The sequence below is a fragment of the Bradyrhizobium sp. LMG 9283 genome, from assembly GCF_045571415.1.
Lineage (GTDB): Bacteria > Pseudomonadota > Alphaproteobacteria > Rhizobiales > Xanthobacteraceae > Bradyrhizobium.
Map to the genome: position 1 here is coordinate 4,925,814 of NZ_CP120691.1, position 16,618 is coordinate 4,942,431.

Annotated in this window: 22 protein-coding genes and 1 pseudogene; 10 read left to right on the top strand and 13 right to left on the bottom strand. The window is 65.0% G+C overall.

Annotated elements, in window-relative coordinates; translation table 11 throughout:
• Entirely contained in the window at positions 1–813 is an 813-nt protein-coding gene (gene pdxY / locus P6U29_RS23260) for a pyridoxal kinase (RefSeq protein ID WP_407112466.1), read from the bottom strand.
• Between the two features lie 153 nt (positions 814–966).
• Here pdxY and P6U29_RS23265 point away from each other — a divergent pair.
• Together P6U29_RS23265 and P6U29_RS23270 are read left to right on the top strand one after the other, a co-directional pair.
• Positions 967–1,151: pseudogene (locus P6U29_RS23265) on the top strand (O-methyltransferase); the annotation flags it as partial.
• Positions 1,152–1,322: 171 nt separating this feature from the next.
• Complete coding sequence (locus P6U29_RS23270; RefSeq protein ID WP_122403468.1) at positions 1,323–1,667, top strand: multidrug efflux SMR transporter; 345 nt, start codon at positions 1,323–1,325, stop codon at positions 1,665–1,667.
• Positions 1,668–1,693: 26 nt separating this feature from the next.
• Here P6U29_RS23270 and P6U29_RS23275 read toward each other — a convergent pair whose 3' ends face one another.
• The 5 genes from P6U29_RS23275 to P6U29_RS23295 all read right to left on the bottom strand — a co-directional run bounded on the left by P6U29_RS23275 (position 1,694) and on the right by P6U29_RS23295 (position 5,979).
• Positions 1,694–2,011 (bottom strand): hypothetical protein, encoded by a 318-nt coding sequence (locus P6U29_RS23275; RefSeq protein ID WP_407119401.1) that lies wholly within the window; start codon positions 2,009–2,011, stop codon positions 1,694–1,696.
• 73 nt (positions 2,012–2,084) lie between these two features.
• The gene (locus P6U29_RS23280) at positions 2,085–2,291 is read right to left on the bottom strand and encodes a hypothetical protein (protein WP_018322958.1); all 207 of its coding nucleotides are present in this window, start codon (positions 2,289–2,291) and stop codon (positions 2,085–2,087) included.
• A 103-nt stretch (positions 2,292–2,394) separates the two neighbouring features.
• Positions 2,395–2,676: a hypothetical protein gene (locus P6U29_RS23285; protein WP_407112467.1), complete on the bottom strand. Its 282-nt coding sequence runs from the start codon at positions 2,674–2,676 to the stop codon at positions 2,395–2,397.
• Positions 2,677–2,847: 171 nt separating this feature from the next.
• Positions 2,848–3,906 (bottom strand): SH3 domain-containing protein, encoded by a 1,059-nt coding sequence (locus P6U29_RS23290; RefSeq protein ID WP_407112468.1) that lies wholly within the window; start codon positions 3,904–3,906, stop codon positions 2,848–2,850.
• A gap of 150 nt (positions 3,907–4,056) precedes the next feature.
• Complete coding sequence (locus P6U29_RS23295) at positions 4,057–5,979, bottom strand: FAD-binding monooxygenase (protein WP_407112469.1); 1,923 nt, start codon at positions 5,977–5,979, stop codon at positions 4,057–4,059.
• Positions 5,980–6,085: 106 nt separating this feature from the next.
• Between P6U29_RS23295 and P6U29_RS23300 the strand changes: the two genes are divergently transcribed.
• Positions 6,086–6,550, top strand: a complete 465-nt coding sequence (locus P6U29_RS23300; protein ID WP_407112470.1) for a MarR family winged helix-turn-helix transcriptional regulator — start codon at positions 6,086–6,088, stop codon at positions 6,548–6,550.
• A 117-nt stretch (positions 6,551–6,667) separates the two neighbouring features.
• A complete protein-coding gene (locus P6U29_RS23305; protein WP_407112471.1) occupies positions 6,668–7,099 on the top strand; it encodes a hypothetical protein in 432 nt (143 codons plus the stop codon).
• A 43-nt stretch (positions 7,100–7,142) separates the two neighbouring features.
• On the opposite strand, the gene P6U29_RS23310 is transcribed toward P6U29_RS23305, so the two are convergent.
• Positions 7,143–7,760 (bottom strand): L,D-transpeptidase, encoded by a 618-nt coding sequence (locus tag P6U29_RS23310; RefSeq protein ID WP_407119402.1) that lies wholly within the window; start codon positions 7,758–7,760, stop codon positions 7,143–7,145.
• A gap of 324 nt (positions 7,761–8,084) precedes the next feature.
• Between P6U29_RS23310 and P6U29_RS23315 the strand changes: the two genes are divergently transcribed.
• Together P6U29_RS23315 and P6U29_RS23320 are read left to right on the top strand one after the other, a co-directional pair.
• Positions 8,085–9,146 carry a hypothetical protein gene (locus P6U29_RS23315; RefSeq protein ID WP_407112472.1) on the top strand — a complete coding sequence of 354 codons (1,062 nt, stop codon included), beginning with the start codon at positions 8,085–8,087 and terminating at the stop codon, positions 9,144–9,146.
• 379 nt (positions 9,147–9,525) lie between these two features.
• Entirely contained in the window at positions 9,526–9,756 is a 231-nt protein-coding gene (locus P6U29_RS23320) for a DUF6894 family protein (protein WP_061021818.1), read from the top strand.
• A gap of 1 nt (position 9,757) precedes the next feature.
• Here the strand turns inward: P6U29_RS23320 and P6U29_RS23325 are convergent, their stop codons facing one another.
• A complete protein-coding gene (locus P6U29_RS23325; RefSeq protein ID WP_407112473.1) occupies positions 9,758–10,540 on the bottom strand; it encodes an SDR family NAD(P)-dependent oxidoreductase in 783 nt (260 codons plus the stop codon).
• A gap of 126 nt (positions 10,541–10,666) precedes the next feature.
• On the opposite strand from P6U29_RS23325, the gene P6U29_RS23330 reads away from it, so the two are divergent.
• Together P6U29_RS23330 and P6U29_RS23335 are read left to right on the top strand one after the other, a co-directional pair.
• Complete coding sequence (locus P6U29_RS23330; protein ID WP_407112474.1) at positions 10,667–11,059, top strand: hypothetical protein; 393 nt, start codon at positions 10,667–10,669, stop codon at positions 11,057–11,059.
• A gap of 111 nt (positions 11,060–11,170) precedes the next feature.
• Positions 11,171–11,419: a hypothetical protein gene (locus tag P6U29_RS23335; RefSeq protein ID WP_407112475.1), complete on the top strand. Its 249-nt coding sequence runs from the start codon at positions 11,171–11,173 to the stop codon at positions 11,417–11,419.
• Between the two features lie 21 nt (positions 11,420–11,440).
• Here P6U29_RS23335 and P6U29_RS23340 read toward each other — a convergent pair whose 3' ends face one another.
• The 5 genes from P6U29_RS23340 to P6U29_RS23360 form a co-directional block, all read right to left on the bottom strand.
• On the bottom strand, positions 11,441–11,626 hold the full coding sequence (locus P6U29_RS23340; protein ID WP_027572193.1) for a hypothetical protein: 186 nt from the start codon (positions 11,624–11,626) through the stop codon (positions 11,441–11,443).
• A gap of 176 nt (positions 11,627–11,802) precedes the next feature.
• The gene (gene minE / locus P6U29_RS23345) at positions 11,803–12,084 is read right to left on the bottom strand and encodes a cell division topological specificity factor MinE (protein ID WP_407112476.1); all 282 of its coding nucleotides are present in this window, start codon (positions 12,082–12,084) and stop codon (positions 11,803–11,805) included.
• Entirely contained in the window at positions 12,081–12,896 is an 816-nt protein-coding gene (minD, locus tag P6U29_RS23350; protein WP_158671528.1) for a septum site-determining protein MinD, read from the bottom strand. Before minD ends, minE begins: the two co-directional genes overlap by 4 nt.
• A 21-nt stretch (positions 12,897–12,917) precedes the next feature.
• Positions 12,918–13,616: a septum site-determining protein MinC gene (gene minC, locus P6U29_RS23355; RefSeq protein WP_407119403.1), complete on the bottom strand. Its 699-nt coding sequence runs from the start codon at positions 13,614–13,616 to the stop codon at positions 12,918–12,920.
• A gap of 377 nt (positions 13,617–13,993) precedes the next feature.
• Positions 13,994–15,010, bottom strand: a complete 1,017-nt coding sequence (locus tag P6U29_RS23360; protein ID WP_407112477.1) for an ABC transporter substrate-binding protein — start codon at positions 15,008–15,010, stop codon at positions 13,994–13,996.
• Between the two features lie 100 nt (positions 15,011–15,110).
• Here P6U29_RS23360 and P6U29_RS23365 point away from each other — a divergent pair, with 100 nt between their 5' ends.
• Positions 15,111–15,758, top strand: coding sequence for a TetR/AcrR family transcriptional regulator (locus P6U29_RS23365; protein ID WP_407112478.1), 648 nt, complete (start codon positions 15,111–15,113; stop codon positions 15,756–15,758).
• 84 nt (positions 15,759–15,842) lie between these two features.
• On the top strand, positions 15,843–16,613 hold the full coding sequence (locus tag P6U29_RS23370; protein ID WP_407112479.1) for an ABC transporter permease: 771 nt from the start codon (positions 15,843–15,845) through the stop codon (positions 16,611–16,613).
• Positions 16,614–16,618 lie beyond the last annotated feature (5 nt).

Below are 16,618 nucleotides of genomic sequence, written 5' to 3' on the forward strand. Positions count from 1 at the left end.
CTACGGCTTGCGCGTCGGCAACGGCACGAGCCGCATCTCCGCCGAGCCGGCTTCCTGCGTGCGCACCAGCACCGCAAAGATCGTGTCGACCGCAAGCCGTACGGCCGACTCCATCGCCTCGCCCTTGGCCAGATGCGCCGCGATCAGCCCGGTGAGGAGATCGCCGGTGCCATAGGGGCGGATCGGCAGGCGCGGTGTCGCAAAGCGCGATAATCGCCCGCCGGCGCACAGGATCGTCTCGACTTGCCCCGCCGCCGTATCAGCGAGCGTGCAGCCGGTGGCGACGACGTCGGTACGGCCTCCCCCTGCCAGCGCCGCGCACGCCGCGCTGAGGCCCTGGGCATCGGCGATCGTGACTCCCGAGAGCAGCTCGAGCTCGAACTGGTTCGGCGTCGTGAGGTTCGCCGCCGGCAGCAGCCGGTGCCGGACAACGTCCAAAATGCCGTCCGCGACATAGACGCGGCCGTCGTCGCCGATCACGGGATCGCAGAGATAAACGAGCTTCGCATTGCGCGTGCGCGCCCGCTCGACGAAATCGGCGATCACGGCGGCATTACCGGGCGAGCCGAGATAGCCAGTCACGAGCACGGCCGCCTCGTCGACGAGACCGCGCTCCTCCACGCCCTTCAGGAGATCTGCGACGAGCTCGGTCTCCAGCACGCGGCCGCGCAGGCTCGGATAGCGCGGATGGTTGGACAGCAGCGTCGTCGGCACCACCGCAACGTTCACGCCCTCCGCCTGAATGGCGTAGGCAGCCGCGCTGTTGCCGACATGGCCGTGGACCACCTGGCTCTGAATGGAGATGACGAGCATGGGAGAGGTCCGTAGAGTTAAACACGGAGCGTGGCAAGAGTAGCCCGGATGGAGCGCACGCATAATCCGGGACTCTTGTCGCGATGGCTACAGGCCGGTCTCGCGCTTCAGCGGCGTGCAGGCTCGCCGAGATAGGCGCAGGTGAAGCCGAGGCTCGTCTTGCTCGATGGTGAAGGCGCTCTATCCGGATATCCTTGATCTCGTGGAACGCCATCTCGGGCCGGGCGCGATCATCCGATGACAGCCCCGACTATCTGGCACGCGTTCGCTCGCCTGGAAGCGGCTACATGTCCACTGCCTTCGCCGACGACGTCGAGCTGTCCGTGCGAATCAGCTAGCGCCGCATCGAAGCATCGCGGCATCTCGACGCCGCCGCACGATTTATCGCGCGGCGGCATCGTGTTGCCTCGACCCAAGTCGACGGGTCCCGTCCGCGTGATGTCGCAGGTTCGTCACTGACACGTGATATCGGCCGTCCCGCGCGGTCTCTTCCTTACGCTGAGAGGCTCATGACCTCCGCCTTCAATGCCTACGCAGCTCTCGCCCTCGCCATCGTGTTCGAGGTCACAGCGTCGGCGTTGCTGCAGCAGTCCGCGCAGTTCACCCGTCCCTGGCCGACGCTGGCGATGGTGCTGTTCTACGCCGCCTCGTTCTACGCGCTGTCGGTGGCGATCCGGGTCATCCCGTTAAGTATCGCCTATGCGATCTGGGGCGGGGTCGGCATCATCCTGACCGCCACCGTCTCGTTCGTGCTGTTCCGTCAGATACTGGACGCCGCAGCCTTCGTCGGCATCGCGCTGATCGTATCAGGGGTCGTGATCATCAACCTGTTCTCGGAGACCACGATGCGTTGATGCCGGAACGCCCCGGCGCGCGGCGGTTATCGGCTCTGCATCGGCTTGGGCGGACGCGGCGCAGAACGGGACGCCTTTGCACCGGGCTTGGCTGCGGCCCGGGGCGGCGGCCCGTCGACCGACTCCAGGTAAGCGGCCAGCGCCTTGGCCGAGTCGGAGCTGGTCGCGTAGTGGTCCTTCAGGAACCAGGACAGCGTCAGGCTGAAGCGGCCCTTGGCGAGACCGCGCGGACTGCGATGGCAGGTCGCGCAACCTTCAGCGAAGAGCTTCGCGGGCGATTTGCCCGCGTCGAGATTTTGCGCGATGGCGGCCGTCGCCGGCAGCACTGCGGCTGCAAGAATCATCAGGGGCGCGGTCAGCTTGCGCCCCGGTCGAAACAGCGACGTCAAATGTCGTCCCCCTCGCTCCGTCCTGCGATCACGCAGCCGACAGCTGATCGAATTCGGGCGGCGCGTAGGCCTTGCCGTCCTGGTCGGTAATGACGACCCGCCAGCCCTCGCTCGCCCACACTTTCGCTTTCGCCACGATGAGCAGCCGGCTCTCGCGGGCGAAACTGTACTTCTCGTTGTCGCGTTCTGCGACCATCTTGTAGGCCAATTCGCATCCCCTTGCGTCGCCCTGCACCCGGCCTCCTCGTGGCAGCGGGCTTTGGCGGCAATTCGCCGGGAGCGTGGCAATTTGGTGCCATCCGCAGGCGATATAAAAGCGCGATGACGATTTATCGCGCTTAGTGCACGCGGATAATGTGGGGGCGGCCGAGATTGATCAGGCCCTGCACCGCCGAGAGGCGGTCATCGAGGGCTGCAATGGTGAGCAGCAGATTGTTGCGACGCTCGTCGAGCAAACCTATCTCGGCGCCGGTGAGCTTTGTGCTCGCCCGTTCCTTGTGGATCGCTTCGAGGGATTTGCGCAGTCCGGCAATCAGGCCGGCCAGCTGCTTGGCCTCCTTGGTCATCGACCGCTTCGCGACATTTTGTTGACGGCGCGTCTCCGCTTGGCTCTGTCTCATCATCATCCTCCGGTGCCCCGCTGCCCCGAGTGGATGCTTACAGCTTTGGGTAGACATATTACAATCGATGAAATCTGCCCGCGAAGAACTTTCTTAAATTGTACGCGCACGGAACTTGAAGGCCCGCCAAAGCAGAAAGCCCGGCGCGAGGGCCGGGCTTTCCGGGGAATGCTAGTGCTTCTGGTGACCGCCACCGGGACCGCCGGCCGGGGCGCCACCGCCACGTGGCGCGGCATTGACGTGCGGAGCGCCACCGCCACCGGGATGCGGCATGGCAGGCGCGGCCGCGCGCGGTGCCGGCATCTGCGCGCGCGCATTCGTCGGCGAACCGTGACTCACATTCGGCTGCGCCACATGCGGCGTCGCGGGCCGTGCGGCAGGTGCAGCCGACACGCGCGGCGCTTCGTGCGCACGCGCCATCGGCTGGGCACGGACGGCGGCGCGGCTTGCAGCTTGCTCGTGCATCATGCGCGCCTGTGCATCGCGCGGATTGCGGCTCTGCACATTGGTCCGCTCATGCGCGATGCGCTCGCTGCGGCTGGCGCGCGTCCGGTCGGCCGTCACTGCAGCGTCGCGTTTCGTGATCGCCGCATCATGCTTCGTGATCGCAGCGTCGCCCCTTGCCATCGCAGCGTCGCGCCTTGCGATCGCGGCGTCGCGGGTGGCAATCGCGGCATCGTGCCGTGAGGTCGTGGCGTCACGCCCCGAGATCGCGGCGGCACCCTTGCCACGCACGCCTTGGCGTTCCAGCGCGATTGCTGCATCACGCGTCGCTGCACGACCGATACGGGCTGCGCCCGGGTCGAGCGTCATCCGCGTCGCAAAGCGCTCGTGCGAGGTCCAGTAATTATTCCAGTAAGCGTGACGGTGATACCAGGGGCGTCCCGCATAATAGCTCGACCAGTACGAGGTCAGCACGAAGGGCACGACGGGCACGTCGATCTCGTCGAAATAATCGGGGAGATAGACGTAGTGATTGCGATAGAGATACTCGAGATATTGCGACGACACCCAGCCGCGATCGTCGGAGAAGCTCACGTCGCACCATGCATTGCCGCGCAGGCAGCCATGGATGTTGACGCGCGCGCCGCCGGGGATGCGATCGACCAGGGGAAAACCTGTACCCGGCCCAGCACGCAGGCCGGTCGAAACGGTGACGATGCCCGGCGCGGCCAGCGCGGCCGTCGGGGCGAGCAGCAATGCGGCAAACAGAATGCTTCTGAGTCTCATGGTGTGTTCCTCCTCTGCGAAACGGAACGCGCAGGCGGAATGAGCGTTCCGCCCGTCATCACTGCATCCGCCGAAAGATTGAGAACACACCGCGCGGAGTTCAATATTCATCCGCCGTTCATCGACACGGCGAGCGTAGCAATTCCAGCGTCAGTTCACCGGCAGCATGAAGGCGTCGAAGTACGAGGCGAGCCCGGCAAAGTCGTCGAGCGGCAGCACGCTCGCGACATACTGGTCGGGCCGCACGACCACGATGCAACCGGCCTTGCGATCGATGCCGCGCATGGCGAAGACGTCCTGACCGCTCTTGAGGTCCGGACAGAACATCTTTTCGTAGTCATACAGGCCGTAGCAGCCTTTGCTCGGGAGCAACATCGGCGGCATCGCCTCGATGGCGAGTTCGCGATGATCCTGCTGAAACACCGCGCGCAGATCGATCACGGCGTCGATGTCGCTGCGTCTGGGCGTATATCGCCGGATTGGAGATTTCCGGGATTCAGCGAGGAAATTGCACAAGGCACGAATGGCTGAGCCGGACGCTGCAGCATTCTCAGCAGGCGAAAACGCGTAGATGCGGAAACGGCCGTCGGCCTGCGCGGCATGGCCGAGATGCACCGGCTTGGCATCCGCCAGCCGGATCACCGGCGCGGAATGGAAGCGCTTGCCGATGACGAGGCCTTGCGCGAGATGTTGATGCGTGGCCGCGCCGGTGAGAACCGATGGACGGTAATGCGTCGCGGTGCCTGCCGTGTAGCGGCCGTGCCGGACAAAATAGTCCTGCGTCTTGGCGGCATCGGCGCCGCCGGCCTTTGCGGCGGAGGCGAGAATTCCCGCCCATTCGCGGTCGAAATCGATCAGCTCCTTCGCGACCGCCTGGCGCTCCGCCGAATAGGAATGCAGCAAGCTCGGCGCACATTGCTTGCGCAGGATGGCGGCGAGCTTCCAGCCGAGATTGAAGGCGTCCTGCATCGAGACATTCATGCCCTGCCCCGCCTTCGGGCTGTGGGTGTGGCAGGCATCGCCGGCGATGAAGATACGCGGCAGACGCGTATCGATCTCCGCCTCCGGCACATCGTCGAACTTGTCGGTCAGGCGCTGGCCGATCTCGTAGACCGACCACCAGGCGATTTCCTTCACCTCGAGCGTATGCGGCTTCAGGATCCGCTGCGCTTTCGCAATCACATCGTCGGCAGTGATGTTGCGATTGGCAACGCGCTCGCCGACATCGAGCTTGGCGAGCTCGACATAGATGCGGACCATGTAGCCGCCTTCGCGCGGAATGATCAACAGGCTGCCGTCCTTGGCCGACTGGATCAGCGACTTGAAGCGGATATCAGGGAAATCCGTCACCGCCAGCACGTCCATCACGCCCCAGGCGTGGTTGGCGGAATCGCCATGCAGCTCGCGCCCGATCGATTTGCGCACCGTGCTGCGTGCGCCATCGCAGCCGACGACATAGCGTGCCCTGATCGTCTCGATCTTGCCCGCGTTCACGGCATCGACGCGTTCGAGACGCACGGTCACGGCATGATCGGCGGCATCAGCGGCAGGATCGACATGGAGATCAAGCACGCGCCGGCTGTAATACGGCTCAACCTTCGCCGGCGATTTGCGCATGACGTCGAGAAAGCAGTCATGGACCCGCGCCTGGTTCAGGATGACATGCGGGAATTCCGATAGCCCGTCCTCCACGTCCTGCACCCGGCCGCTGCGGGTGATCTTCTCCGGCGCCTGCTCATCCGGTTTCCAGAACGTGGTCTCGTTGACCCAATAGGCCTCCTTCAGCACACGCTCGCTGAAGCCATAGGCGTGGAACATCTCCATGGTGCGGCAGGCGATACCGTCGGCTTGACCGACCAGCAGGCGCTCCGGCTTCTGCTCGACGATGCAGGTCTTGATGTCAGGGAATTGCGCAAGCTGGGCGGCGAGCGTCAGGCCGGCAGGCCCACAGCCGACGATGAGAACATCGACCTCGCCAGGCACGGCGCCCGCCGCCCCTGATGCCTGCACGCGCGCGGCGGGATCGGCAATTTCAGGATCGCCCGGCTGAAATCCATTGAGATGGAATTGCATGAGCACCTCTCCCGCCAACTTCCGTTTGGATATTGCTCAGTATGCTGACTATCTGTATACTTGTCAACGAACCCCTGCACCTCCCTGCCTACCCGCGGAGACTTCGGTGAAAGACAACAACGACATGCCCGGGCATCTGGCGCGCCGCTTCCAGCAGATCGCGGTCGCGGTGTTCCTGGCCGAGGTCGGAGACGCCGGCTTCGATCTGACGCCGGTACAATATGCCGCGCTCGCGACCATCAAGGCCAATCCGGGGCTCGACCAGGTGACGCTCGCAGGCCTGATCGCCTACGACCGCACCACCATCACGGGCGTGATCGACCGCCTGGTGCAGAAGGGTCTCATCGAGCGCCGTGCCAGTCCCCGCGACCGCCGGGCCCGCGAGCTCGAGATCACCGACCAGGGCCGGCATACGCTGCGCAAGATCACGCCCTCGGTCGAGTCCGCGCAGCGCATCATGCTGCGTGGCCTCAGCGCGAAGGAGAGCGCGGAGCTGATGCGGCTCTTGCGCAAGGCCATCGCCGCCGGCAATGAGCTCAGCCGCGCTCCGCTACGCGATGCGCAGGTCTGATCCCGCACTGTGTCCGTAGTTGTCGCAGCGCACGAAACCAGGAACTAACCTTCGACTGCTAACGTCGGCCGCATTGGGCGCTTAACGCGCGATTAACTTTGCGGGGTGGAGTGTCGGATGTTCAGGTTCCTCCTTATGGCCGCAGCCATCGTGCTCTCGACCAGTCACGCGCTCGCCAACGGCCATGGCGGCGGCGATGCCCCGCCCCCGCCGAAACCCGAGGCGGCGACAGCGCCGGCGAAGGTGGTCCTGACCAAGCAGGGTCCCAAGCTCGTCGATCTCAAGGGCATGACGCTCTATTATTACGAGCGCGACACCACCGGAAAGACGTCGAACTGCAACGGCAAGTGCACCGAGAGCTGGGTGCCGCTGGCGGCAACGGCCGACGCCAAGGCTGTCGGCGACTTCACCGTGATCAGCCGCAACGACGGCACCAAGATGTGGGCGTACCGCTATCGTCCGCTCTACACCTCGCCCGCCGACAAGGCACCGGGCGATGCCAACGGCAATGCCACGACACTGCAATGGCGGATCGCCCGGCCTGAGTAGCAGCACAGAAACAACCTAGCTCGAACTGGCCGGTCGCGCAGCCTCACCCGCGCCAGCGCCCACCCGTCTCGGCCTGCGCGCTCCGCCCTGGCGGCAGTACCACCACGGTCGAGCCCAGCTTCACCCGGTCATAGAGATCGATGACATCCTCATTGCGCATCCGGATGCAGCCGGACGAGATCGCCTGCCCGATATATTCGGGCTGGTTGGTGCCGTGGATGCGGTAGAGCGTGTCCTTGTTGCCGACATAGAGATAGATGCCCCGCGCGCCCAGCGGATTGGCGGGACCGCCGGGAACGCGCGCCGGATAGGGGCCGAGCCGCGCCTGGATATCCGCTGTCGGAACCCAGTCCGGCCATTCCGCCAAGCGGCCGACGCGCGCGACGCCGGAGAACGCCATGGCTTCCTCACCGACCGCAACGCCGTAGCGGATCGCCTTGCCGTCGGGCAGCACGTAATAGAGGTAACGCGCATCGGTATCGACCAGGATCGTGCCCGGCTGTTCCTTGCGATGGTAGTCCACGATGTGGCGGAGATATTGCTCAGGCACGTTCGCCTGCGCGTAAGGCGTGTGCGCGAGCAACTGACGGTCGCGCGGCGTCATGCTCGCATCCGTCGATGGCGAAAGCGTCGCCTGCATGCACCCGCCCAGCGGCAACATGGCTGCGACGAACAAAACGAGTAGAAATCTTGGCACCGCCGGCCCCCCGATAGCGGATAGCAGCGCCCCCAGCAGCCCCACATGCTGCCAAAATCGTGCTGAAAACAAGGCAGAACGGAACAATTGCGCGTGTTCGACAAACCGGGTTCCATCACCACAAACGGCGGAAGACTGTCGCATCATCTCCATCCCCTCGCCTTGCTTTGGTCAAACCCGGCTGGACTCGTGCGTCATCGGTTTGGGATGGGCTCACCTCAACAGATCGGCCCCCGCGCCAATGCGGACGACCTAGACGTCAAACACTGCGCTTCAAAAGGAGCTGCGATGCTCGCGACGCTGAACGCCAAGCAAATCGTCGATGAGATCGTGAAGGACACGATCAAGGACAACGATCCGCATGACGCGCTTCAGATCTCTCCGGAGATCGTGCTGGCCTCGCGGCCAGCCAGCGTGTCGCCCGCGCTGGCGCCGGAGATCGCGCCGCGTCCGGAGCCCAAGTTTACTCCGGAGGCAAAGCTTACTCCGGAGCCGAAGTTCACTCTGGAGCCGCCGCGCGCGCCCGAGCCCACCATCAACGTCGTCTACGGAAAGCCCGCCGCAGCACCGCCGGTCGACACGGCTGTCCGCATCGCCTCCAGCGATGGTCCTGTCAGGCAGAAGCGATCCGCGATCGGCAAGTGGCTGCGCGGTGCGTTCGTCACGTTCCTGTTTGCCGGCGTCAGCATGGCCGCCGCGATTGCCTGGGAGAAGCACGGCGACACAGCAAAGCAAATGCTCGCCGAATGGACGCCGGTATTGACGTCGCTGATGCCTTCCATGTCGCTGATGTCTTCGACACCGCAGACGACGCCCGTCGCGGCCGCGCAAGCTGCCCCGCCCGCAGCACCGATGGCAACCGAACAAACGGCCGATCAAGCTGCGACGCCACCTCCGACCCAGCTTGCCGCCGCGCCCGCAACAGCGCAGCCCGACACCGCGCAGTCGTTGCAGTCAATGACGAACGATCTCGCCGCGATGGCGCAGCAGATCGAGCAGCTCAAAGCCAACATCGCCGAGTTGAAGGCTGGACAGGAACAGATGGCGCGTGAGATGGCGAAGCCGCCTGCACCGAAGCCGGTGGCTGCTGAGACGAGGCCGGTCGATCCGCGCCCGCGCGCTGCTGCGCTCCCGCCGCAGCCTCCCGCACCGCCGGTTCGCAAGCCCAAACCGGCTGCTAAGCCGGCTGTGACGCGGACCTACATGCCGGCCTATTCGCCCGCGCCGCTCGCGCCTCCGCCGCCAGCGCAGGCAGCCGCGGCCCCGCCGCCAGCAGCGCCAGTTGCGACGACGCAAGCCGTTGCCGATGACGACGGGCCTGTCGTGCGTCCGCCGATGCCGCTGCGCTAGGGCAACGCCAGGCGACAGCGCCACGTCGCAACATCGCGCAGGCTGGCCGAGTCGGTGTGATGCGTTGAGTCCGGGCGATTACGGAAAGCGATGCTTCGGTCGTCTTCCGCTCAAGAGAAAAGGCCGTCGGGATCTATGCCGCCGGCCTTCTCTTGCAGCTGCCGGTTCCCGGAGCCCGGTTCTGCTGCAATTCCATGCCTTATGATCACGCAGATATATTTAATAAACTCTTAACGAGCCCGGACACTGCACATCATTTCTGCGCCATAAGCCCAGAGATTGCGCGGCCTGTTCATTCGGTGGATATCGACTCAGTGGTACCATCCAACATGTGTTGAGACTTGCACTGAAGCTCAGATCGTCACACCGGGGAATTCGGATGCCCTACTACTATTTCGATCTCGTGGTTGGTGGTGAGTTCAAGAACCAGGGTGGAATCATCCTCGAAGACATCGAGGTTGCTTCCGATCGCGCCGATCAATTGGCCTGCGAGCTGTCGCAGGTGAAGCCGGAGCTGCAGCAAAAGGGTTGCGCGGTGCGCGTCACCGATCGCGATCACAACGAGCTCTATCGCACGCCGCTCGATCCGGTGCCGGCCTGGCAGCGCTAAGCTAATCCAGCGTCGGCGGCTCGAACCAGTTCGTCAGCGACAATCCGCCGTCGACGACGAAGGCTGCGCCGGTGACGTAAGCGGAAAGCTTGTTCGACAGCACCGTGAGCGCCATCGGCACGAGGTCCTTGGCCTCGCCGAGACGCCCGAGCGGAATGTGCCGCGCCAGTGCGGGATCGGCAACGAAGCCACCGGCTGCGATCGCGCCGGGCACCAGCGCGTTGACGCGGATATCATGGCGGCCAAACGTCTTGGCCAGCTCCTTCACCAGCATGCCCAGCCCCGCCTTCGCCGTCGAATAATGCGGCAGGTTGCGCGGGGTGCCGGCATGCAACGAGGTGAGAAACAAGAACGAGCCCGGCCGCTTCGCCGCGATCAGCCGTTTTGCGAGCTCGCGCGCCAGATGAAAGCCGGCATCGAGATTGACGGCGTGCATCTCCTGCCACGTCCCGCGATCGACCGCGAGCGCATGATCGGCCTCCCGCCGCGGCGGCGAGGCGCTGTGGACGAAATGCGTGACCTCGCCCAGTGCGGCATGTGCGGCCGTCAGCAGCTCATCACAGGCCTCGAGCCTGGCGAGATCGCCGACCCAAGGCACGGCCAGATCGGGCCTCTCGCTCGCACTGATCGCGGCCCGCACCCGCTCGGCGCTCACATCCGCGAACATGGTGCGGACACCCTCGCCGACCAAGCCCAGCGCGATCGCGCGGCCGATGCCGTTGCCCGCGCCGGTGACGAGTGCGGTGTCGCGTGCGGGATCGAAGGGCGTGCTGAACAGGCTCATGTTGCGCTCCGAGGCTGGGGAGCGCCAGGTTAGCCCACCGCCCGGACGGACGACAATCGCGCTCCGGCCCATTGCCGAGCGGCGCGCCGGACGCTAGCCTCTCAAAAAACGGAGGAGGTTCCAAGGATGCGCACCGGTTTTCTGATGACGGGCCTGTTGCTGCTGGCCGCGCCGGCCCAGGCGGCCGACGCACCGCCGCGGTCGACCTATGTGACGATGGTCTTGCAGGCCTTCGCCGCCAAGGTCGAGTGCCCCAACACGGACCTCGTCTATCAGGACCTCGTGCAGAGGGCGCAGCAGATGCACCTGCCCGACGGCACCACCGAGAAGGTGCGCAAGGCGATCGCCTGGATGCACACCGGCGGCAAGATGGGCGAGAAGCAGGACGATGATTTGATGGCCGAGGTCGCGGTCGCGACCCAGGCGACCGACATGGACCAGCGCCGCCTCGGCATGTCCGGCTGGTGCGAGGCCCAAAAGACCAACCTCGCCGGGCTGATCCGCAGCAAGGGCGGCTAGCGAACCGGCTTCGCCGTGTTAAGCACGCCGCGACGGAACCTGTGCTGCGGCCCAAAATCGTCACAATCCTCGAAAGCATGCGGCCTCCTAGAATTCGAGCAGGAGGTCCTCATGCGGAGTATCCATTTCGTTTTCGCCGGCGCGATTGCGGCCGCCACGGTGCTGACTGCGCCCGCACTGGCGAGGAATTCCGACGCCCAGAAGGGCGAGGAAAAATCCACCTCGTCGTCCTGTAGCGCCTATCAGCAGGCGCCGGACGGCACGTGGGAACCGCTTCCCTGCAAGGAGTCAGGCGAGCGCGCGCAGCCGCAGACACACAATCGCACGTCGCAGCAAGGCGGCGACCACGGGGAGCGTTGAAAGCGCCCGCGCTTACGAACTTCAGCTCTGATGCGGCCCGCGCATGATCTTCATGGCGTCCACGATGTGACGCCACTCCTTGGCCTCCTCGGCTTCGCCGCGGCCCTCGCATGCCTGGGCCTGCTCGGCGGCCTTCGCGATCGCAGCAAAACCGTGCTGCTCGAGCATCTGCCGGGCAACGGTATGGACCTGGACCTCGGACATCATGGGCGCTCTCCCGTCTGACCAACTGCGGTGCAACGCTCCCGCGGGTTGTTCACAACGGTCGAGGCCCGGAGCGCGTTCCGTCCGATCGACGTGAGCCCCAAGACAAAGGCGGCCCGCCATGCCCGGCGGACCGCCTTCTCATCCACCCCAAGGCGGAGAATCTTCGGCCGCGTCCCCTACGCGACCGCCACCTTCTTGCGCTCGAAGTCGTTGGGGACCTCGATATCGACCTCCAGGGTCGAGACCTCGTCGCCGCGCTCGAGCCGGACAATGACCTTGGTCGGGTCCAGCGCCACATGCTTGGACACAACGGCGAGAATTTCCTCACGGAGCACACCGAGCAGATCGGGCTGGCCGCGCATTCCGCGCTCATGGGCAAGCAGGATCTGCAGCCGTTCGCGAGCAACGGGTGCCGAGGCCTTCTTGCCGCGGAGAAGTCGAAGCAGACCCATGCTCATGCAGCCCTCCGTCGCAGCAGACGATCCATCAGACCTCTGCGCTCGGCAGGAACATGCATCGTCACGTTCTCGCCGCAGAGGCGCTTGGCCGCGTCCATATAGGCCCGCGCCGGCGCGCCGTCCGCGTTGGACAAAGTCACCGGCGTGCCGACGTTGGAGGCCTTCAACACGTCCTGGCTCTCGGGGATGATGCCGAGCAAGGGCGTGGCAAGGATCTCGAGGATGTCGTCGATGGTCAGCATCTCGCCGCGCGCGGCGCGCGAGGGATCGTAGCGGGTAATGAGAATGTGCTTCTCGACCCGCTCGCCCTTCTCGGCCCGTACTGTCTTGGAATCGAGCATGCCGATGATGCGGTCGGAATCGCGCACCGAGGAGACTTCCGGATTGGTGACGATCACGGCCTCATCCGCAAAGCGCATCGCCATTGAGGCGCCGCGCTCGATGCCGGCCGGGCTGTCGCAGATCACCCAGTCGAAGCGGCTGCGCAGGTCGGCGATGACCTTGCCGACGCCCTCTTCCGTCAGCGCGTCCTTGTCGCGGGTTTGCGAGGCCGGCAGCAGCCACAGATTCTCCAGCCGCTTGTCGCGGATCAGCGCCTGGGGCAGCTTGGCAACGCCCTGCACCACGTTGATGAGGTCGAACACCACGCGGCGTTCGGCGCCCATGACGAGGTCGAGGTTGCGCAGGCCGACGTCGAAATCGACGACGACGACCTTGTCGCCGCGCTGCGCGAGCGCCGCTCCCAGCGCGGCGGTCGTGGTGGTCTTGCCGACCCCGCCCTTGCCTGATGTCACGACCAGTACCTTACTCATCTGAAATGTCTCCTTTGCTGGTCAGTTCAATGCTGTAATTCGCATGGTATTCCCCTGCAGCCAGGCCTGCGCCGGCTTGCCGCGCAGGGCCTCGTCGATGTCGTCGGCAGTCTGATAAAACCCATCGATTGCAAGCAGTTCGGCCTCGATCTTCTGGCAATAGATGCGCGCGCTAGTGTGTCCGTTCACGCCCGCCATGGCGCGGCCGCGCAGCGCGCCGTAGACGTGGATGGAGCCGCCGGCGACGACCTCGGCGCCGGAGCCGACCGAGCCCAGAATGGTGACGTCGCCTTCCGGGAAGATCACGGTCTGGCCCGAGCGCACGGGGTTTTCGAGCAGCAGCGACGTCGGCTTGGTCTCGGCCTTCACTTCGGCCTTCTTCGGCGCGCTCGGCTCGACCACGCAGCTGCGCCCGCCCGACAACAGCGGCGGCATCATAGGGGTCAGCCTTCCCTCCTCCACGCCCTCGATGCCGAGCACGCGGATATTGCGGTCCTGAAGGCTGGTGAGCAGATGGCCGATACCGGCCTGGCTGAGATCGACCGAGGACAGATCGATCACCACGGGTCGGCCGGCGAAGAAGCCCGGCGAGCGCGCGATGGTGGCGTCGATCTCATGCAGCCAGTCCTGGACCGGAACCGTCGGCGTGAACACGAAAGCCACATAGGAGCGCCCGCGCAGGCGCACCATTTGACGTTGGACTTTTGCTGCAGCCTCCATCACGGCCGACTCGTTCCCCGTTATTGAATGGTTAACGATGCGGCGGACATGGTTAACGGCGGGTTAATTCTCCGTGGGATTACGTGAGGGTGGGATGCGGGATTTGGCGGGCTGGCCGGACGCAAGCGCGTTGTGGGTAGGCATCGGACGATCGCTCTCGCCCAGCACTTCGCTGTCATCGCGCGGCTTGACCGCGCGATCCAGTACGCCGAGACAGTCGTGATTCACGGATAGGACGCGGCGTACTGGATGCCCCGGTCCCGGCTCCGCTAGGCTACGCCGGGCCTACAAGGGCGCTCGGCCGGCGAAGCTTCAGCGAAGACGGCAAGCCGGGGCATGACACCAGTGCGTGGCGCGAGCGTAGCGGCCAGCAACCCCTACTTCTTCACCTTGCTCACATCCATCTTGATGCTGGGATCGAGCATCTTCGTCGTGAACGCCGTCGTGACGTCGAACGGCTTCTCCATGCCGAGATAGGTCTGGACCAGTTCGTAGTCCTTCTTCATCCGCTCGCCGTCGATCCAGCCGAGACCCTTGGTGGTCGTGAACTCGTCGGTCATCAGGAACTTGATGCGCTCCCACTGGCGCTCCTGGTTCTCCTTGTCGAGACCGGAGACCTGGCCGAGCAGCGCCTTCAGGCACGGCGTGACGTCGGCAACGCACGCCGCAAAGGCCTTCTGCGTGACGCGCACGAAGTCTTCGACGACCTTCGGGTTCTTCTGCAAGTAAGCGCCGTTGACGATCAGCGAATTGCCGTACGGATTGAGCCCGATGTCCTTCCAGTTGACGTAGCCGAGATCAGACCCGAACTCGATGACCTTCAGGTCGTGCTCGTTGTAGAAGTCGCTGATGATATCGACGGTGTGGCTCTTCAGCGCCGCGATCTTCGCGGTCGGCCCGACATTGACGAAGCCGACGGAGTCGGGCGCAAGCCCTGCCGCCTTGGCGAACGCCGGCCACATCACGCGCGAGGCGTCGCCCGGCGGATTGCCGATCTTGTGGCCGGGGAAATCCTTCACGCCGTTCACGCCATAGCTCTTCAGCCAGTAGAAGGTCTGGCCGGTATTGGCATAGACACTCATCACCGCGACCGTGTCGGCGCCTTTGCTCTTGGCCACCAGCATGGTGGCGAGATCGGCGACGCCGAACGGCGAGCCGCCGGAGCCGACCTTGGCGGCGGAGACGCCGGAGCCCTTGCCGGTCTCGATGGTGAGGTCGATGCCGGCCTTCTCGTACCAGCCCTGCGCCTTGGCATAATAATAGGGCGAGTGATCGGCCGTCGGCGTCCAGTTCAGGATCAGATTGACGGCTTCTCCCGCATGCGCGGGCACCGCCGACGCAACGAGTCCAAAGGCCAACACCAGGGCCGAGCCCGCCGCCTGCAAACGCTTCATCGCATCTCTCCTCATTGCCGCAACCCGGCTTGTCGCTCTCCCCTTGTGAGGATACCAATGCAACAAGCCCGCCCTCAACTTGTCAACTGTTTGGTTGAAAATGCCCGCAAAACGACCTGGCGACACCGTGCCGCAGCGCCGCGACCCCCTCGCCACCCGCAAGAAGCTGCTGACCGCGGCACGCCTGGAATTCGCCCGGCACGGCTTGGCGGGCGCCCGTGTCGACGAGATCGCCGAGCGCGCCGGCGTCAACAAGCAGCTCGTCTACCACTATTTCGGCGACAAGGACGCGCTGTATCTGGCCGTGCTCGAATGGGTCTATGAGGACATCCGCGAGCAGGAGCGCAGGCTCAATCTCGAAGGCCTGCCGCCGGAGAAAGCGATCCGCAAGCTGATCGAAGCTTCGTTCGACCACCTGGCGGCAACCCCCGATTTCATCGTGCTCTTGAACGACGAGAACCGCGGCGGCGCCCGCCACGTCCGCGGCTCGACCCGGCTGGAGGCGATGCACTCACCGCTCGTGAGAAGCGTCTCCCACATCCTCACCGAGGGCGTGCGCGCGGGCGTGTTCCGCAAGGGGATCGATCCCGTCCAGCTTTATATCTCGATTGCAGGCCTCAGCTATTTCTTCTTCTCCAACACGCCGACACTGTCGGCGATCTTCGGCAAGGATCTGTCGAGCCGCGCTCAGCGGCGCGCCCGGCGCCGGCACGTCGCGGATCTCGTGCTGCAGTCGCTCCGGCCCTAATCAACCAACTGGTTGAAACTTTCTGCAAGGCCGGGTAGGCTTGCGACCTGCGGCATCGCTGCCGCGGCCAACAGGGAGCAGTCGGTGGCAGGAGACAGCGCACGCAGCTCGCGCAGCTTCGCGATCATCCTGATCGTGCACCTCGCCGTGCTCGCGCTGTGGCAGGTTGCGGTCGATGCCTTCCACGTGCCGAAATTCATTCTGCCCTCCCCGCTCGCGACAGTGCAGACGCTGGGGACGGCGAGTTACGCCTGGGGCGCCAACACGCTGGTGACGGCGATCGAGATCCTCGGCGGCTTCGCGCTCGGCGCATTCGTCGGCGTGGCGCTCGCCGTGATCTTCAGCTGGGCGCCGCTGCTGAGCCTCGTGCTGCTGCCGCTATTCGTCACGCTGAACATGATTCCGAAAGTCGCGCTCGGCCCGCTCTTCATCGTCTGGTTCTCCTACGGCATCGTGCCGAACATCCTGATCGCCTTCAGCATCTGCTTCTTCCCGATCCTGCTCACAACCGCGCGCGGCCTGCGCGAGGTCGAGCCGGACCTGCTCGACCTCGTCAAATCGCTGCGCGGCTCGCGCTGGACGCTGTTCCGCAAGATCCAGCTGCCGGGATCGCTGCCTTACGTGTTCTCCGGCATGAAGGTGGGCGCCATCCTGGCGGTCGCCGGCGCCATCGTCGGCGAGTTCATCGCCTCCGAGCGCGGGCTCGGCTACCTCATGATCCAGGTGCAGTCCTCGCTCGACACGCCCGCGATGGTGATGGCCGTCGTGCTGCTGACGCTGCTCGGGGTCGCTCTCTACGGCCTGGTGCTGGCCCTCGAACGCATGTTCGTGGTCGGCGACGCAAGACAGACCTGACAACG

What these genes read in the sequence shown, in the direction of transcription:
- pdxY (WP_407112466.1), bottom strand. Translation starts at nt 813, where the DNA reads ATGCTCGTCATCTCCATTCAGAGCCAGGTGGTCCACGGCCATGTCGGC.
- P6U29_RS23270 (WP_122403468.1), top strand. Translation starts at nt 1,323, where the DNA reads ATGACCTCCGCCTTCAATGCCTACGCAGCTCTCGCCCTCGCCATCGTG.
- P6U29_RS23275 (WP_407119401.1), bottom strand. Translation starts at nt 2,011, where the DNA reads ATGATTCTTGCAGCCGCAGTGCTGCCGGCGACGGCCGCCATCGCGCAA.
- P6U29_RS23285 (WP_407112467.1), bottom strand. Translation starts at nt 2,676, where the DNA reads ATGAGACAGAGCCAAGCGGAGACGCGCCGTCAACAAAATGTCGCGAAG.
- P6U29_RS23290 (WP_407112468.1), bottom strand. Translation starts at nt 3,906, where the DNA reads ATGAGACTCAGAAGCATTCTGTTTGCCGCATTGCTGCTCGCCCCGACG.
- P6U29_RS23295 (WP_407112469.1), bottom strand. Translation starts at nt 5,979, where the DNA reads ATGCAATTCCATCTCAATGGATTTCAGCCGGGCGATCCTGAAATTGCC.
- P6U29_RS23305 (WP_407112471.1), top strand. Translation starts at nt 6,668, where the DNA reads ATGTTCAGGTTCCTCCTTATGGCCGCAGCCATCGTGCTCTCGACCAGT.
- P6U29_RS23310 (WP_407119402.1), bottom strand. Translation starts at nt 7,760, where the DNA reads ATGTTGCCGCTGGGCGGGTGCATGCAGGCGACGCTTTCGCCATCGACG.
- P6U29_RS23315 (WP_407112472.1), top strand. Translation starts at nt 8,085, where the DNA reads ATGCTCGCGACGCTGAACGCCAAGCAAATCGTCGATGAGATCGTGAAG.
- P6U29_RS23320 (WP_061021818.1), top strand. Translation starts at nt 9,526, where the DNA reads ATGCCCTACTACTATTTCGATCTCGTGGTTGGTGGTGAGTTCAAGAAC.
- P6U29_RS23325 (WP_407112473.1), bottom strand. Translation starts at nt 10,540, where the DNA reads ATGAGCCTGTTCAGCACGCCCTTCGATCCCGCACGCGACACCGCACTC.
- P6U29_RS23330 (WP_407112474.1), top strand. Translation starts at nt 10,667, where the DNA reads ATGCGCACCGGTTTTCTGATGACGGGCCTGTTGCTGCTGGCCGCGCCG.
- P6U29_RS23335 (WP_407112475.1), top strand. Translation starts at nt 11,171, where the DNA reads ATGCGGAGTATCCATTTCGTTTTCGCCGGCGCGATTGCGGCCGCCACG.
- P6U29_RS23340 (WP_027572193.1), bottom strand. Translation starts at nt 11,626, where the DNA reads ATGATGTCCGAGGTCCAGGTCCATACCGTTGCCCGGCAGATGCTCGAG.
- minE (WP_407112476.1), bottom strand. Translation starts at nt 12,084, where the DNA reads ATGAGCATGGGTCTGCTTCGACTTCTCCGCGGCAAGAAGGCCTCGGCA.
- minD (WP_158671528.1), bottom strand. Translation starts at nt 12,896, where the DNA reads ATGAGTAAGGTACTGGTCGTGACATCAGGCAAGGGCGGGGTCGGCAAG.
- minC (WP_407119403.1), bottom strand. Translation starts at nt 13,616, where the DNA reads ATGGAGGCTGCAGCAAAAGTCCAACGTCAAATGGTGCGCCTGCGCGGG.
- P6U29_RS23360 (WP_407112477.1), bottom strand. Translation starts at nt 15,010, where the DNA reads ATGAAGCGTTTGCAGGCGGCGGGCTCGGCCCTGGTGTTGGCCTTTGGA.
- P6U29_RS23365 (WP_407112478.1), top strand. Translation starts at nt 15,111, where the DNA reads ATGCCCGCAAAACGACCTGGCGACACCGTGCCGCAGCGCCGCGACCCC.